This is a genomic window from Pseudomonas sp. 13B_2.1_Bac1, from assembly GCF_025466155.1.
Taxonomy (GTDB): domain Bacteria; phylum Pseudomonadota; class Gammaproteobacteria; order Pseudomonadales; family Pseudomonadaceae; genus Aquipseudomonas; species Aquipseudomonas aylmerensis.
The window spans coordinates 22,530-35,450 of record NZ_JANLOH010000001.1 but is presented as its reverse complement, the minus strand read 5'-3'; the positions used below and the strand labels follow the sequence as shown (position 1 = coordinate 35,450).

The window sequence follows — 12,921 nt, the reverse complement described above, 5'->3', positions numbered from 1 at the left end:
AAAAACACTATTACTGAATCCTTGTGAGTTCACGTACATAACTCTGGCATGCACCCAGAGCAATCAATCCTTGGTCGCCGGCATCGGTGATTCCGATAATTCGTTGAGCATGCGTTCGGTCAAGTTGGGCTCTTGCGGGGCCATGAACCACGCGGCCGGTGGCGGTGGTGGTTGGCATTGAGCAGCCGCTGGTGGGTTCGGTGGAGGCGAGTACGACTGACAACCGCAGATCAGCAGTAGCCAGGCGATCACGCAGACGAGCCTGCTTGGTTTGCTCATCGGTCAATTCCTTGTAATGGGTTTCGTCTTTGTTCTGCAGGCGCTGCTCCAGGGCGAGGCGTTTGTCCTGCTCGTTGCGCTGCAGAGCAGCAGCAGCTTTGGATAAGTCGTTGAGGGTGTCGGCGTGAAGCCTGGCCTGGCGCTCCAGCTGCTGGCCGTATCGCCAGCCTTGAGCGGTCCAGGCAAGTGCAGCAGATCCCGCAACCAGCACGAGCAGCAGCACACAGACGGCAGCGACACGAAATTGCGAGGGGATCAGGTCGAGGAGACGCATAGTACCGCCCTCGCCCTGGCCCAAAGCTGCAGGCGATCCTCCAGGCCGTTGAGCCCGCCATTGATCCGGCGCGTGATGGTTTTGAACTGCTCTTGATCCGCGAGCGCGTTCAACCCATTCACCGACCAGAACCAAGCCGCAGACTCGGCAGCCCATTGCGGTAGCTCCAGCAGCTCCGGCGTGCGCAGCAATCGTTCATCACCGAACAGCGCCAGGCTGCAGCGCAGGTAGTTGTCATGGCCGGTGATCTGGATCAGCCCACGGCCACGATAGCGTTGTCCGTCTCCGTCGGCGGCAGGCGTGTTCCCCAACCTGGCAGCGAGCGTGCCGGTGTCGTACTTGCTGAGGTATTGATCGCCCCCCTGTTCACGCACGTACTGCAGTTGGCCGGACTCATGGCCGACCTGGGCAAGGAACGCTGCCTGACGTTTCGGTGTATCGATCTTACGGTTGGTCATGGCCGCGTTGAGCGCGGACACAAAAACGCCCGCTTGCCGGCGGGCGTTGGGCATGATGCGCTGGAGTTGTTGCTCAGTGATGGACATCGCTTTTTCCCGGACAAAAAAATACCGCTCGATGGCGGCGGGTGGTGAAGCACGTGCGGTGACTTACAGTTCCAGAACTTTGATCTCCTTGGGCGCTTTCTTTTTCTTACCGGCCGCCTTGGCCTTACCCTTCTTCCCTGCATTGCATTCAACCGTGGTACTCCAGCCGGACTGGGTGAACACCTGCTCCACCGAGTCGATCAGGAACTCCCCGTCCAATCCGTCCTTGAAGCCCTGGGCATTGATCTGGCGCTCAGCAAACAGATCAGTGCGCCCCAGCATCTCCAGCCGAACTTCGGCGGTCGAGCGGTTGAACGCTGCCAGCCGGGCCTTGGCCGCTTGTTCAGCAGCGGACTTGTTCGGGTGGATGTGCCGGTCGGTATGAACCGGCGGCAAGCCTTCAGGCGCGTCGTCGTTGTCCAAGGTCAGGTTGACCAGATCGCCGGTTTTCTTGTCCTGGTAGCTGGCCTTGACGGCCTTCTGAGTGGTGCGGTCGGCGAAGCGGAATTGCCAGCGACTGACGTCACTGCGCCGGATGGGAATAGTCGGCAGGCTTTTGCCACTGGCGGTCTGCCCGCTTTGACGCGGTAGCACAAGCAACTTGCTGTCAGCTACCTTCGCCGTGCAGTCGTGATTTTTGGCGAGCCGGGTGATGAAGTTGTAGTCCGACTCGTTCATCTGATCAATCCTGGGAACAACAGTGGCTACGGGGCATTCAGGCATCCAACCATTGCGTGCAGCAATGTCGCTGACGATTCTGGACAGCGGTGCATTTTCCCAACTGCCGCTGCGGGTCGTCTTGCCACTGCCGCGCATGTCGCTGGCTTTGCCGCGAATGACCAGAGTGTCCGGCGGACCGGAGACCTCAATGTCATCCACGGTATACCGACCCAAGCGCGCCATCGCTTTGCTGTCATAACCAAGGTAGACCTCGATCCCGGCGCCCTTCTTGGGCAGTGCGACGGCGCCGTCACGGTCATCGATACGCAGCTCGAACTCATCTGACTCCATGCCAGGCTTGTCCAGCGTGCGCAGCAACAGCAGGCGGTCGTTAATCAAGGCCGTTATATCAGTGCCATCCGCGACGATACAAAATATGGGTTTCATGGGTAGTCCTCAACATTCAATCCCACAGCTGAACCTGCTCAACCGCCGGTCGCTCTATCTCCGGAAACGTAATCAGCAACTCAGCACGCAACGGCTGCGGCTCATCCGCCAACAACCGATTGGCCGCCAGCACCGCCTCGACCGTGCCATTGAGGTGTCCGTAATGCTGATAACACAGGGTATCCAGCAGGTCGCCGTCAGACGTTCTGCATATCATCGCCATAGCGCGAGAACTCCAAACTAAAGGTTTGCTTGCGCGGGATCCCGCCGGCCAGCAGCGCGCCCTGTTCCTCATCCATACTGCGCAGACACCAGGTGCCGAGGACAACGCCGTAGCCGGTGGTCAGATTCAAGGGCAGCAACTGCCCACCAATTGAACGCAGGATGTCGAGTTGCTTTAACCCACCCTTGAACGTGGGAAAGATCAGGCCTTTGAGGCTGAGCTTATCCTCCCCCACTCCCACCGCTTGCTGTGCTGGCCGACGACTGAGGCGCTCTTGCGAGGCCCAGCGGAATTCCGTTTGCCGGCGAAGTTCGTTAAACGCCGCCGTGTCCAGGTTGAAGTAGAACGGCTGCGCATTCGCCTGCAGCGGCTGCAAGATCAGCAGGTGGGGAAACGGTTTGACCGCTTCCGCCATGGGTGTGGTATTGGGTGCCAGAGCGCTGGTGGGCAAAATATTCGCCAGGTTTGGACTGACCTTGCCGGCCATCTGGTTGATCGCCGTGCTGGCCCGGGCGGCTTGTTCCTTTAAGGTGCCCAGGCGCTCGTCAATCGCAGATATCGCACGGGTTGCCTTGCTGTAGGTCGACAACACCATGCCAACCTTGGACTGCGCCGCGTTGATCCCGCGCATTACCCGCTGCAGCTTATCGCCGACACTAGGTGCAACACCGGGAATACTGGACAGTTCATCAGCTGCCCCGGTGATTTCGCCTATGGCGCCGTTCACAGGCCCAATCATATCGTCGATGCTGTGCCGCCCTGCCTCCCCGGCCTGGACCAGGGATTTAAAGCCGGATTGCAGTTGCTCCATGTAAGCCATGAAAACTCCTTAAACGTGAGGGGCATCAAAGAGGTTGCGCCGCCCCTGCTCCCGACTGAACTCCTCAAACATCTGGCGCAGGTGCGGCATCATTTCCTGCGCGAGCTGCCGTGGATCCTTGACGTCGCCGTGCACAGTCACCGGCATGGTTGGGGAGAACGTCCACTGCTGCTCAACCCGAGTCGGTTCCGGCTTCGCGGCCAGTCCAGCAGCCAGCACGGCCGGAGCCGCAGTTGCTGTGGGAGCAGCCGCCAACGAGCGCGACACATCACCCAAAGCTGGCCCCGGTGCTGCAGGCGTTTTCAGCATCAACGGACCGGACGATAGCGACGGCGCGATCTGCGCCAGATGCGGCAGAGCCGGCGCACCTGGTGGCGGCAACCGCAACGGCGATGGCTGAGCCGGCAGCATCAGGCGCTCGGCCGGAGCGTCCGGTCCACCGAACGCAGCCTTGCCCACAGCACCGCCCAACTCGCCGCCACCCCAGCTGCCGAGGAACCCGCCGATCAATCCGCCGACCACGGTGCCAATCACCGGCACCACCGAACCAATCGCGGCGCCCGCAGCAGCACCGGCCAATGTTCCGGCCAAGGTGCCAGCGGCATTACCGTAGCCCTCGGCCTTTTCATCGCGGGTCTCGGCGTTTTGATAGGTATCAGCGGCGATCAACCCCGCCTCGATCAGCGCCATGGGCGCGCCAACCTTGGCGAACCCAAGCCCCTTGCCCATCATGGCCTTGGGCGCAAACCGGCTGGCCGTTGCGCCAAGTGGCGCCGCCGCTGCAGCAGCACCAGGAATAGCGCCTCGACCACCACGACCACGCTTGCCCTTGCCTCGACGCCGCTTTCCATCACCTACGTCGACCCCGCCAGCACCGCCTGAGGGATTGGTGACGAACACCCGCTGGATAACGTTTGGATTGCCCATCAGCGACCCACGCGCAACGTTGAGCAGTCCCTTGCCGATCTTGATCGCGTTGATCGCCGCGCCCAGGCCGACAACACCAGCAGCCAGCACAGCCGCCCCGCTGACCACTGTCGGAAAGCGACCTGCCAATTCGCCAAGCCCATAGGCCACTTTCGCCAGGCCATCTGCCGCCACGTCCGTCAGCGGCCGCAACGCATCACCGATGCGCGTCATCGACGACTCAATGCCTGCAGTGGCACTGGCCCACTTCCTGTTGGACGTCTCACGCGCCTTCGCCGCATCGGCTTCAATCTTGGCCTTACCGTCTGTTTTCTCGATGGTCGCCATGTCCGCCTTGATCTTGTCGCCATATTTGATCTGCGCGAGCAAACCCGCACTGGCGCTCTGATCACTGACGATGGTCGCTAACCCGGCCGCCTCGGTCAGCGCGACCATGGCCTGCTCTTCCTCAGCACTACCGTCCGCCGAGGCCTTGATCTTGGCCTTGAGTGCCTCAATTTTCTTGGCCTTGGCCGGATCCTGCTTCCTGATCAACTGCTCGCTGAGCATGATGAACGCGTCGACCGGATTTGCTGCCTTGCCGCTTTTGGTCGCGGCGAGTATTGAGCCGGCCAAGTCGTAGCCTTCCTTGGCGAACCGTTCCTGACTGGTGCTGCTGATCACAGCGTTGAGCAGGTTGTTCATGTTGGTGGCAGCAGCCGCAGAGTCCTGAGTTTGCGAGTACTGCGACTGCAGGCTGGCACCCAGGAAGCGCACCGCCTCGGGGCCTTCCATGCCCAGACGCTTGATGTTGCCGAGCATCGCCGGCAAATACTTCGCCATGTCCTTAGGACCAAACGCACCGATGTCACCGGCGGCTGCGACCTGGCCCAGCATCGCCGCCATATCTCCCTGCTTGACCCCGGCTTCCTTGAAGGAGTTGATCAGGGTCGCGATGGTTTCAGGCTCCATGCCTTGACCGTCGATCAGGTCCGCAATCTGCCCGGCATAGGAGGTGGCCACATCCCAATCAACGCCTTTTTCGATCAAGGCGCCGACCGACTTCGCGAGCAGTTGCTGACTCATGCCCTTATCTGCCGCGACCTTGCTGATGCTCGCCGCCAACTTGGCCTCATCGCCGGTACCAGCGGTGTGTGCCCACAACGACATCTGGCGGATCTGCGCCTGGTAATCGCCGGAGATCTTGGTTGGAATAGCCAATGACCCCGTGAGCACCGCCGCTTGGCCGAGAGAGTTTTTCATCCCCTCTTTGCCCTGCTGGATCTGCGTGTGGCCCAGCGCCTTGAGTTCGGCGCCACGCGCTACCTGGCCGAGGGCCCGGTATTCCTTACGCAACTTGCTGACCTCAATGCCCTGCTCTTTCAGCGTTTTGAGGTTGCCCTCCAGTTTTCGCAACAGACCATCCGCCGACGCCGCACCGGTGTCGTGGGCCTTTTTCCATTCGTCCCGCAGGCGGATGGTGTCGCCAATAGTGCTCTGCAGCACGCGAGCCTTGGTGCCGGTTTCGCCGAGTTTCTTGATACGGCCTTCAACGTCCTTGAAGGCGGCGCCGACCGTGGAGCTGACGACGCCGCCGATGACCAGGCCGAGCGCCAGGTTGTTTGCCATGAGAACTCTCCAGGCAGGGATGCAGGGCTCAGTCCATGAGCCACCAGATCATCGTGGAAAAGGGCATGGTCTCGATTTCATTGGCGGCAAATGAATACTGCGTCGCCAAGCGCTTCGCGACCTGCTTCTGCAGTTCGGCGTTAAACCCCGTCGTCCTGCACCAGGCGAAAGTAGGCGGCTTGTAGCCGCTGGTAGTCCGTCAGCTTGAGCCCCTCCAGATCCTTGGTATCGGATTCAGACAGGTTGGCCAGGAGGATCGTATCGCGCTGATCGTCGTCGCCATTTGACGCCGAGGTCGCGGCACGCACGTCACGCACGGTGGGTGCACGCAACATCAGGCGGTCGAGCTTCATATCATTGAAGTCATACGGCCTGGAGAGCGTGACGACCGCACCGTCAGGGCCAACCACCAACCAGGTCGGCAGTTCGCCTTCCTTGTCGGGCAGCCCTGCGTCCAGCAGCAACTGCGAATAGGCCGTCTGCACCCGCGCATAGTCCGTCAGCTTGAGCCCATCAATGTCCTTGGTGCCGGCGTCAGTCAGTGAGGCGAACAAGGTCACCTCACGTAACACCGCGTCGGCACCACCGATTGCGTCAGAGGCGCGCACCTCGCGCAACGTCGGAGCGCGCAGGTTCAACTGGTCGACCTTGACGCCGTTTACATCACTCGGGCGCGTCAGGGTGATCGTCGCGCTGTCTGAGCCAAAGGTCAGCCAGGACGGAATCAATTTCAGCTTTTTCACTTTCATTAGAGACGCTTCCGTTACAGGCCGAGGTCGCGGCGAACGCTGGCAAGTTGATCCACACCGTTGATAACCCGGACACAGTTAACCGGATCGATTTCGTACATCAGTCGGCCGGCGACTTCGAGCTTGTAATAGCTGACAGCCACGGAGTACTTGAACTCGCCCGCCTCGCCGGCTTTCCAGTCGCCCGGATCAATCTCTTTGAGCATGCCGCGCACGGTGGCGACCACCGCCGTGGTCGCACCTTTTTGGCCTTTGAAGGAGCCACGGAACACCGCGTTGAACGCGGTCTGATCGGCCAGGCCATAAAACTTCATGGCCTCCGGGCGCGCACCTTTGCCGGCGAAACTGGCCTCCAGTTTCTCCATGCCCTGGTCCATCTCGACCGGAGCATCCATGCCACCGGCGCGATGCTCTTCGGTTTTCAAGGTGAGCTTGGGGAGCGTCACGCTGGTCATCTCACCGTTAAAGGCTACGCCGTCAATATGGGCGTTCATGTTGTAGAGCGTTTGCGGAACCATCTGCGGCTCTCCTTATGCGTTAGTGTCGAGGACTTCGGTCAGCCACTGGTTGGTGACCTCGACGCGGAAGTTGGGGTTTTCTGCCGGCGGCACATCGGTGAAGCGGATGTTCCAGTAGACCTTGCCCTGCTCCAGCTGGCTGGCCGTGTTCAACTCGGGGTCCGCGAACACCTCGAAGTTGATCACCGCACCCTGATTTTTCAGGTCGCGCATAAAGGCCTGCAGGCCATTGGTGACATCGCTGACGTAGGTCTTGGTGATCGAGCGGTCGACCGCCCATTTATGGCCGTAGAGAATCGCGTCCATCACGATGTCCATGGTCCGCACGCGGGTGACAAACGCCCACTTCGGATCGCTCGAACAGGTGCGGTTGCCCCACAGGCGGTAGCCGTCATCGCGGATGATGGTGGTGATCTGCGCGTTATTGAGCAGGTTGGCCCGGCAGGTTTCGTCGCCGTCGAGAAACTCGATAGGCCGGCCGGTACCGGTGATGCCGACAAATTCTTTGTTCGACGGCGAGGCCCAGAAGCCGTACTCCGAATCGGTCCAGGCGAAGAGCCCGGCGACCCAGGCAGAACCGGGAGCATCGACGGTGGCACTGAGCGCGGTGTCCCAGTACTGCACACCAGGGTCGACCAGAAACACACGCTTGCTACCGAAGTTTTCGCGGTACTCCATCGCGGCTTCATCGGTGGTGTTAGGGCCGTCGATGATTGCAATCGCGCGCAGCTTGTCGCTCAGCGCCACAAGCTCGGTAGCGACGGGCAACGTTGCGGTGTGTTTGGGTACGGTCAGCAAGCGCGGCTGTGCGTTGAAGCGGCTCTTGCCATCGAGCAGTGCCTGCATGCCGGTGCGAGTGCCGTTAGCCAGGACACCGCCAATGATGGCCGAGGTCTGCGCTGCGGCGTCTGCCAGCTTTTCCACGCCGCAGGCAACGATCACGGCCTTGGAGCGAACGTAGATGGCCTTCACCGCCTTGGTGATTGCCGCGTCTGCGCCCCAGGCGGCGATGGCTTCGCTTTCGCGGGTGATCAGCATCAACTGATTGGGCAAGGCACTGGCAGCAGGACCAGGGGTGAAGGTATCGCAGAGACCGATGATCGACGAAGACGGCACAGCGATAGGCCGCGTGCCGGTGTCGACGTTGGTCACGGTGACGCCGTGAAAAAAACCACCTGCATTACTCATGGTTGAACTCCAAAAACGAGAAAGCCCCGCAGAAGCGAGGCCGTGGGTTGGTCGTGATGCGCGTAACGGAAAAGAAAACGCCCCGTCAATGCGGGGCGTTATAGGATCAACTCAGCCAGCCATGCCGGCTGTTCCGGTCTGTACTCAAGTGCCGGGAAGTGCGCCGATTCAGGCCAGTCGCGCAGATCCTGCCGGTAGCCCTGCAACTGCTTGTACTGCTCGGTGGTGAGGGTTGTAGCCCGTTCAGCCTCCAGCTCGTCACGATGACGTGCGACCAGCGTATCAGTGAGCAAAAGAGTCTTATCTCGAAAGGCACGCTCGCTATATTCCAACTCTTCCAGAGTCAGCCCAGGCGTCGCAATGATGATCGGCCGACCATCTTTACCCCCCCTAAAGGTCGATTTGCCAGTTGAGACAGCCCGAAAGATAGCGTCGTGATCTTCCTGAGTAATTTCAACAAGCTCAGCCGCTGGCGGGAGCAAGCATGCCGGGTTAGGGACAGTAATAATTGGCTGTACAGCATCCACGTCCGGCGTGTCGATCATTGGTGGAGTTGCATCAACATCGGGGGCCGAAATTGTTTCAGGGACCGATCCGTCACCCTCAACCCAGGCCGGGTTAGGTACCTGGATATCGGGAGGAATCCAGTTAAGGTCAGACACCTTCATACTCGGGCGCTTCCATTCAGGATCAGGTAACTGAATGGTCCGAGATCCATGGAACGCCTCATTAAAAAACGTGTTTGACTTCGCACTATAGAATATCTTCATCCCTAAAAGCCCCTAGCTTCGACAACTACCGTTATCCCTGTTTGTGTAACTCCCGACCATTCCTCGACATATACAGTGCAACCTGACACGCTAGGAGCCGAGTAGTAACCCTGTATACATGCAGGCGCTGCCGTGGTTTTACGAAAGCTTACTTTCGCGTTTATAAACTGCGTTGGAAACTGAAATGGCCAAGTTACGCTTATTGTCTTTATAGTTGGCATATCGTCAAAAGAATACTCAAGCCACTGAATGATCTCGCCCGTGTCCGCGTCTTTTCTCCATCCAGTTGGCGCAAGTAGAGCTGTATTTTTCGGCCTATTACCTGAATGCCATATGGTATGGGCTACCGCGCCCGCCGACCATCCACCTAGCTTGAGCTGATTATCAGTATCCAGACCAAACATGACCCCATAATTGCCAGGTCGATGAAAGCACATCACCGCAGAGGATATGCCATCTCCTCCGCTGACTTGGACCGTGCCGGCGCCTCCTGCGATACCAGCAATCGCCCCAAATCCGGCTGACTGAAACACCGGAGCTGACCCGGATGGTACGAACTGAGAGAGTTTGATGCATTGTGATAACGCATTATTGACCTGCACCGCAGTCAACGCGTCGGTGATATTGTAGCCCGCTAAAGTGGTGGCTTTAGCTGCTTTTAATGAAGGGTCAAAATTACCCGAATCCCATACTACATGCCCGAAAACCTCGGCAACCTTAGACTCAAGATTCAAATTAAGTGGCGCAGAATTAACTTCACCGCTTTTAGCAAAAATTCGGACACTCCTGTCGCATAGATCTATGTACGCTTCAGCAGTTGGCGTTTTAAAACCAAACTGCGGGGTGTCTTCTGTGCCGTTATCCAAAGTAAATGAACCCGATACTTTGGCGCCAGACTTTGGCAGCAACTTAGCAACTTCGTCGTACAACTCGGTTTTTGTCGCGCCGTCGGTGATCCCGCTGCCCGCGAGCGTTGTCGGATTCGTACCTGCGATTACGCGTCCGAGCTTATCCACAGTCAAGCTGCGGTAGGTGCCAGCCCCGATACCGGTGCGTCCTGCGATGACTTCAAAAGTCAACGCGGTAGTACCCAATATAATCGGCGCATCAGTCACCAGCTGCCAAATGCTATCGCCGTTGGCCGTGCCTTTCTCGACGGTGACGAAGAGGCCAGGCGTCACCTCGATGCTGGCATCTGCATCCTGCGCACGTTTCCAGGCGCCGTTGGCTGGTACTACGTAAATGCCATTGTCTTTCGCCTGGACCTGGTCTTTCACCAGGACGCGGGCATCTGCCGCAAGCAGCATGCCGTCGATAGTCTGAATGCCGTTCAGGGCGATGTTCGCCGTGGTGGCAACCAGCACCGAATGCTTGGAGTCCTGCTTATTAACGGCTTCGGTGATAGCCAGATCAACATATTCACGAGTCGCCAGCACAATCGCCGGATCGATCTTCAGCACGATGTTGTTGATGCTTGAAACAATAAAGTTCATCCGCACAATTTGTGTACGGCCTGAACCCTGATCCAGCGCCGGCTTAAAACTCGGTGCACAGTTTGAAACTGCGACCAGGTCACCGTCCGAGTCGTACAAGCCGATCTCGCGGATCCACCAGCCCCCAACATCTGCCGGTATGACCTGCTCAGCGATGATCACCGCCGCGTTGACCGGATCAACGCGCAGTTGATTCAGTGGCGCCCGTCGCTGCTCGTTGATCAGCTTGGTCTGGGTTGCACTGGGGACCGGGTCAGTGCCGTTGGCATCGCCGACGCCCAGCGCAGTGAGGTTCCAGGGAATGCCCAGGGCATTAGCATTAGCCAGCTTTGCGGCCCCCACGTTGGTGAGGATCGCCATAAATTGCGAGTTGCGATCAATCATGGGTAAACGTCCAGAGTGTCTATGCTGTGTTCGCGCCCGACCACGCCGATGTAGCCGGTGACATCAATGTCACGCTGCACGGGTGGGTAGACGTCGATTACATCGCCTTCGTAGAGGGCGACACCGATGTGTATGGCGCCCTGGGTTTCCAAGCTGATTGCCAGCCCGGTCAAGGGCCTGCTAACGGGCTTGGCGTCGTCGATCAAGCGCTCCAGCTCCAGGTACATCTCTTCGGTGATACCGGTTTCAAGTACGCCGACCTTCAAGGCGAAGGTGCCGGGAATTCCTTTGGGAGTGGTCTGCCACCACTCCAGCACCTCGATCAGGTAGCCAAGAGGCTCGACCACTCGACGCAGGGCGCCGATGGTGCCTTTGTGGGCATGTACGTAAAACGCAGAGCGAATGGCCGAACGCTTGATGGCCTCCGACCATTTGTTGTCCCAACGGTCGACCGACCAGGTCCAGGCCAGCCACGGCAACAGGTGCGCCGGGCAGGTGTCAGGGTTGTAGAGGTCGCGTAACGGAATCTTGGTTTTCTCAACCAAGGTGGCCTCAATGGCTCGCTCCAGCTGCGTGCTGTTCAGGGGGAGCAGACTGGTCATGTCGAGCCCCCAAGGACAACGCTAAAGCCCGTGCAATATGCTGCCTGAAATTTGGTTGGTTCCAGATCAACCCAGTTGAGCAGCTCGACCCGGCCAACGCCGCTGATGTGCAGCTGGGCATCGACACCGGATTGCGCAACCTCCAACGCCAGGCGCTTTCGCGGATTGATCCAGGCTTTGATGCGCTTGATGGCTTCGGCCAGGATCGCGTCGTTTTCCGGGCCAGCGCCCTGCATATGCAATACGGCATCGATCCGGTACTTGAGTATCTCGGCGCTTTGCACAATGAGGCGGTCGCCTAACGGCCTGACGTCATCGTCACTAAGCTTGGCATGCACAACGTCAAGCAATGCTTGATCGGCCTGACCGCTGCCGGTCAGGCTCAACACAGTCACAACCACCACAGCCGGTGATGGGCTTTCCGCCGTAGCATCGGCGACCAATGCCGACGCGTTGCGCGCATGGAAGATGTAGCTGTTGCGCGGTCCGGCCGTGGTTAGCCCTTCGTAGACCAACTGGATACGCTCGCGCAGAGCGTCGTCGGACTCTTTAACCTCGTCTACCGGTGGCACTGCCAGCAGATTCGCCGGCTGAATGACCAGGCGCTGGAGTTTGACGTTGGCCGCGAGCTGATCTAGATCCTCCTTTTGCGCATACGCCAGCATCAGCGCCTTGGCGGCATCGTTGACCCGTGCGCGATTCTGCATCTTGCCGTAGGCGCCCAACTCCACCAGCTTGACCACCGGATCGCTTTCGAGCGAGGCCGACCAGTTATCGCCCATGTGCTCGCGAAAAGCGGCGAGCCCCTCTTGATATAGCGCCTCATAGTCTATCGCTTCCAGCACCTGCGGTGCCGGCAATGCCGATAAATCCACCGTGCTCATGCTGACACCTCCAGCAGCAGGCGTTCGCCCAGATACTCGCCGGTTAATTTGAAGTCGATACGGCCGCTGACGATAGCAACGACCTGCACCTGTTCCAGTTTCAGCCGCGGCTCCCAACGCCCCAGCGAGCGAGCCACCTCGGCCTGCACCGCGCTCTTCCAACCGGCGTTAACCGGTAGATCGACAAAGCGCCGGATCAGGCTGCCGTATTCAGGCCGCATACGCCGACTGCCCACGGGCGTGCCGAGAATGTCCCCAATGGACTGCCGGAGATGGTCGAGACCGGACAGCGGTTTGCCGGTGTGGCGATCCATTCCGATCATCGGGATTACTCCTGCTGCAGTTCCGGATGGGCCTTAAGGAAGGCGAACTGTTCATCGCTGGTAGCCGTCACACGTGCCTTGCTCACCGCCAAGGTGCTGCCGTCAGGAAGGACCAGCGTGCGCGAGGTGAAGAGCGTGTCGCGGAAAACGCGAACAGGTCCCGCTTCGTCCTGACTATCGGTTTTGTTCTTGCTCATCAGTGGATGCTCCTAAAACGAAAAACCCGC

The 12,921-nt window shown here is 59.3% G+C and carries 15 protein-coding genes and 1 pseudogene; all 16 read right to left on the bottom strand.

The features are described 5' to 3' along the window. Positions 1 to 10 precede the first annotated feature (10 nt). Positions 11 to 553: a lysis protein gene (locus NTD80_RS00220; protein ID WP_262131605.1), complete on the bottom strand. Its 543-nt coding sequence runs from the start codon at positions 551 to 553 to the stop codon at positions 11 to 13. Next, positions 535 to 1,098 (bottom strand): glycoside hydrolase family 19 protein, encoded by a 564-nt coding sequence (locus NTD80_RS00215; protein ID WP_262131604.1) that lies wholly within the window; start codon positions 1,096 to 1,098, stop codon positions 535 to 537. The genes NTD80_RS00220 and NTD80_RS00215 overlap by 19 nt, the downstream gene beginning before the upstream one ends. Before the next feature lie 63 nt (positions 1,099 to 1,161). Next, on the bottom strand, positions 1,162 to 2,205 hold the full coding sequence (locus tag NTD80_RS00210) for a phage late control D family protein (RefSeq protein ID WP_262131602.1): 1,044 nt from the start codon (positions 2,203 to 2,205) through the stop codon (positions 1,162 to 1,164). 16 nt (positions 2,206 to 2,221) lie between these two features. After that, positions 2,222 to 2,428, bottom strand: coding sequence for a tail protein X (locus NTD80_RS00205; protein WP_262131600.1), 207 nt, complete (start codon positions 2,426 to 2,428; stop codon positions 2,222 to 2,224). Next, the gene (locus tag NTD80_RS00200; RefSeq protein WP_262131599.1) at positions 2,403 to 3,248 is read right to left on the bottom strand and encodes a phage tail protein; all 846 of its coding nucleotides are present in this window, start codon (positions 3,246 to 3,248) and stop codon (positions 2,403 to 2,405) included. Before NTD80_RS00200 ends, NTD80_RS00205 begins: the two co-directional genes overlap by 26 nt. A gap of 9 nt (positions 3,249 to 3,257) precedes the next feature. Then, the gene (locus NTD80_RS00195) at positions 3,258 to 5,783 is read right to left on the bottom strand and encodes a phage tail tape measure protein (RefSeq protein WP_262131598.1); all 2,526 of its coding nucleotides are present in this window, start codon (positions 5,781 to 5,783) and stop codon (positions 3,258 to 3,260) included. A 140-nt stretch (positions 5,784 to 5,923) separates the two neighbouring features. Beyond that, positions 5,924 to 6,229 (bottom strand): phage tail assembly protein, encoded by a 306-nt coding sequence (locus NTD80_RS00190; RefSeq protein WP_262131652.1) that lies wholly within the window; start codon positions 6,227 to 6,229, stop codon positions 5,924 to 5,926. A gap of 24 nt (positions 6,230 to 6,253) precedes the next feature. Next, positions 6,254 to 6,532 (bottom strand): annotated as a pseudogene (locus NTD80_RS00185) (phage tail assembly protein); the annotation flags it as partial. Positions 6,533 to 6,546: 14 nt separating this feature from the next. Then, positions 6,547 to 7,050 (bottom strand): phage major tail tube protein, encoded by a 504-nt coding sequence (locus NTD80_RS00180; RefSeq protein ID WP_262131597.1) that lies wholly within the window; start codon positions 7,048 to 7,050, stop codon positions 6,547 to 6,549. A 12-nt stretch (positions 7,051 to 7,062) separates the two neighbouring features. Then, positions 7,063 to 8,238 (bottom strand): phage tail sheath family protein, encoded by a 1,176-nt coding sequence (locus tag NTD80_RS00175; protein WP_262131596.1) that lies wholly within the window; start codon positions 8,236 to 8,238, stop codon positions 7,063 to 7,065. 98 nt (positions 8,239 to 8,336) lie between these two features. Beyond that, positions 8,337 to 8,906: a phage tail assembly chaperone gene (locus NTD80_RS00170; protein WP_262131595.1), complete on the bottom strand. Its 570-nt coding sequence runs from the start codon at positions 8,904 to 8,906 to the stop codon at positions 8,337 to 8,339. Positions 8,907 to 9,010: 104 nt separating this feature from the next. Beyond that, positions 9,011 to 10,885, bottom strand: coding sequence for a phage tail protein (locus tag NTD80_RS00165; protein WP_262131594.1), 1,875 nt, complete (start codon positions 10,883 to 10,885; stop codon positions 9,011 to 9,013). After that, positions 10,882 to 11,487 (bottom strand): phage tail protein I, encoded by a 606-nt coding sequence (locus tag NTD80_RS00160; protein ID WP_262131593.1) that lies wholly within the window; start codon positions 11,485 to 11,487, stop codon positions 10,882 to 10,884. The genes NTD80_RS00165 and NTD80_RS00160 overlap by 4 nt, the downstream gene beginning before the upstream one ends. Then, entirely contained in the window at positions 11,484 to 12,371 is an 888-nt protein-coding gene (locus tag NTD80_RS00155; RefSeq protein WP_262131592.1) for a baseplate J/gp47 family protein, read from the bottom strand. The genes NTD80_RS00160 and NTD80_RS00155 overlap by 4 nt, the downstream gene beginning before the upstream one ends. Continuing rightward, positions 12,368 to 12,694 carry a GPW/gp25 family protein gene (locus tag NTD80_RS00150; protein ID WP_262131591.1) on the bottom strand — a complete coding sequence of 109 codons (327 nt, stop codon included), beginning with the start codon at positions 12,692 to 12,694 and terminating at the stop codon, positions 12,368 to 12,370. Before NTD80_RS00150 ends, NTD80_RS00155 begins: the two co-directional genes overlap by 4 nt. A gap of 5 nt (positions 12,695 to 12,699) precedes the next feature. Further along, positions 12,700 to 12,891 carry a hypothetical protein gene (locus NTD80_RS00145; protein ID WP_262131590.1) on the bottom strand — a complete coding sequence of 64 codons (192 nt, stop codon included), beginning with the start codon at positions 12,889 to 12,891 and terminating at the stop codon, positions 12,700 to 12,702. Positions 12,892 to 12,921: the final 30 nt, after the last annotated feature.

Bases quoted from the DNA above. Each gene is read 5' to 3' on its own strand.
- NTD80_RS00195 (WP_262131598.1), bottom strand. From the start codon at position 5,783: ATGGCAAACAACCTGGCGCTCGGCCTGGTCATCGGCGGCGTCGTCAGC.
- NTD80_RS00220 (WP_262131605.1), bottom strand. From the start codon at position 553: ATGCGTCTCCTCGACCTGATCCCCTCGCAATTTCGTGTCGCTGCCGTC.
- NTD80_RS00145 (WP_262131590.1), bottom strand. From the start codon at position 12,891: ATGAGCAAGAACAAAACCGATAGTCAGGACGAAGCGGGACCTGTTCGC.
- NTD80_RS00180 (WP_262131597.1), bottom strand. From the start codon at position 7,050: ATGGTTCCGCAAACGCTCTACAACATGAACGCCCATATTGACGGCGTA.
- NTD80_RS00170 (WP_262131595.1), bottom strand. From the start codon at position 8,906: ATGAAGGTGTCTGACCTTAACTGGATTCCTCCCGATATCCAGGTACCT.
- NTD80_RS00155 (WP_262131592.1), bottom strand. From the start codon at position 12,371: ATGAGCACGGTGGATTTATCGGCATTGCCGGCACCGCAGGTGCTGGAA.
- NTD80_RS00215 (WP_262131604.1), bottom strand. From the start codon at position 1,098: ATGTCCATCACTGAGCAACAACTCCAGCGCATCATGCCCAACGCCCGC.
- NTD80_RS00210 (WP_262131602.1), bottom strand. From the start codon at position 2,205: ATGAAACCCATATTTTGTATCGTCGCGGATGGCACTGATATAACGGCC.
- NTD80_RS00165 (WP_262131594.1), bottom strand. From the start codon at position 10,885: ATGATTGATCGCAACTCGCAATTTATGGCGATCCTCACCAACGTGGGG.
- NTD80_RS00200 (WP_262131599.1), bottom strand. From the start codon at position 3,248: ATGGCTTACATGGAGCAACTGCAATCCGGCTTTAAATCCCTGGTCCAG.
- NTD80_RS00205 (WP_262131600.1), bottom strand. From the start codon at position 2,428: ATGGCGATGATATGCAGAACGTCTGACGGCGACCTGCTGGATACCCTG.
- NTD80_RS00160 (WP_262131593.1), bottom strand. From the start codon at position 11,487: ATGACCAGTCTGCTCCCCCTGAACAGCACGCAGCTGGAGCGAGCCATT.
- NTD80_RS00150 (WP_262131591.1), bottom strand. From the start codon at position 12,694: ATGATCGGAATGGATCGCCACACCGGCAAACCGCTGTCCGGTCTCGAC.
- NTD80_RS00175 (WP_262131596.1), bottom strand. From the start codon at position 8,238: ATGAGTAATGCAGGTGGTTTTTTTCACGGCGTCACCGTGACCAACGTC.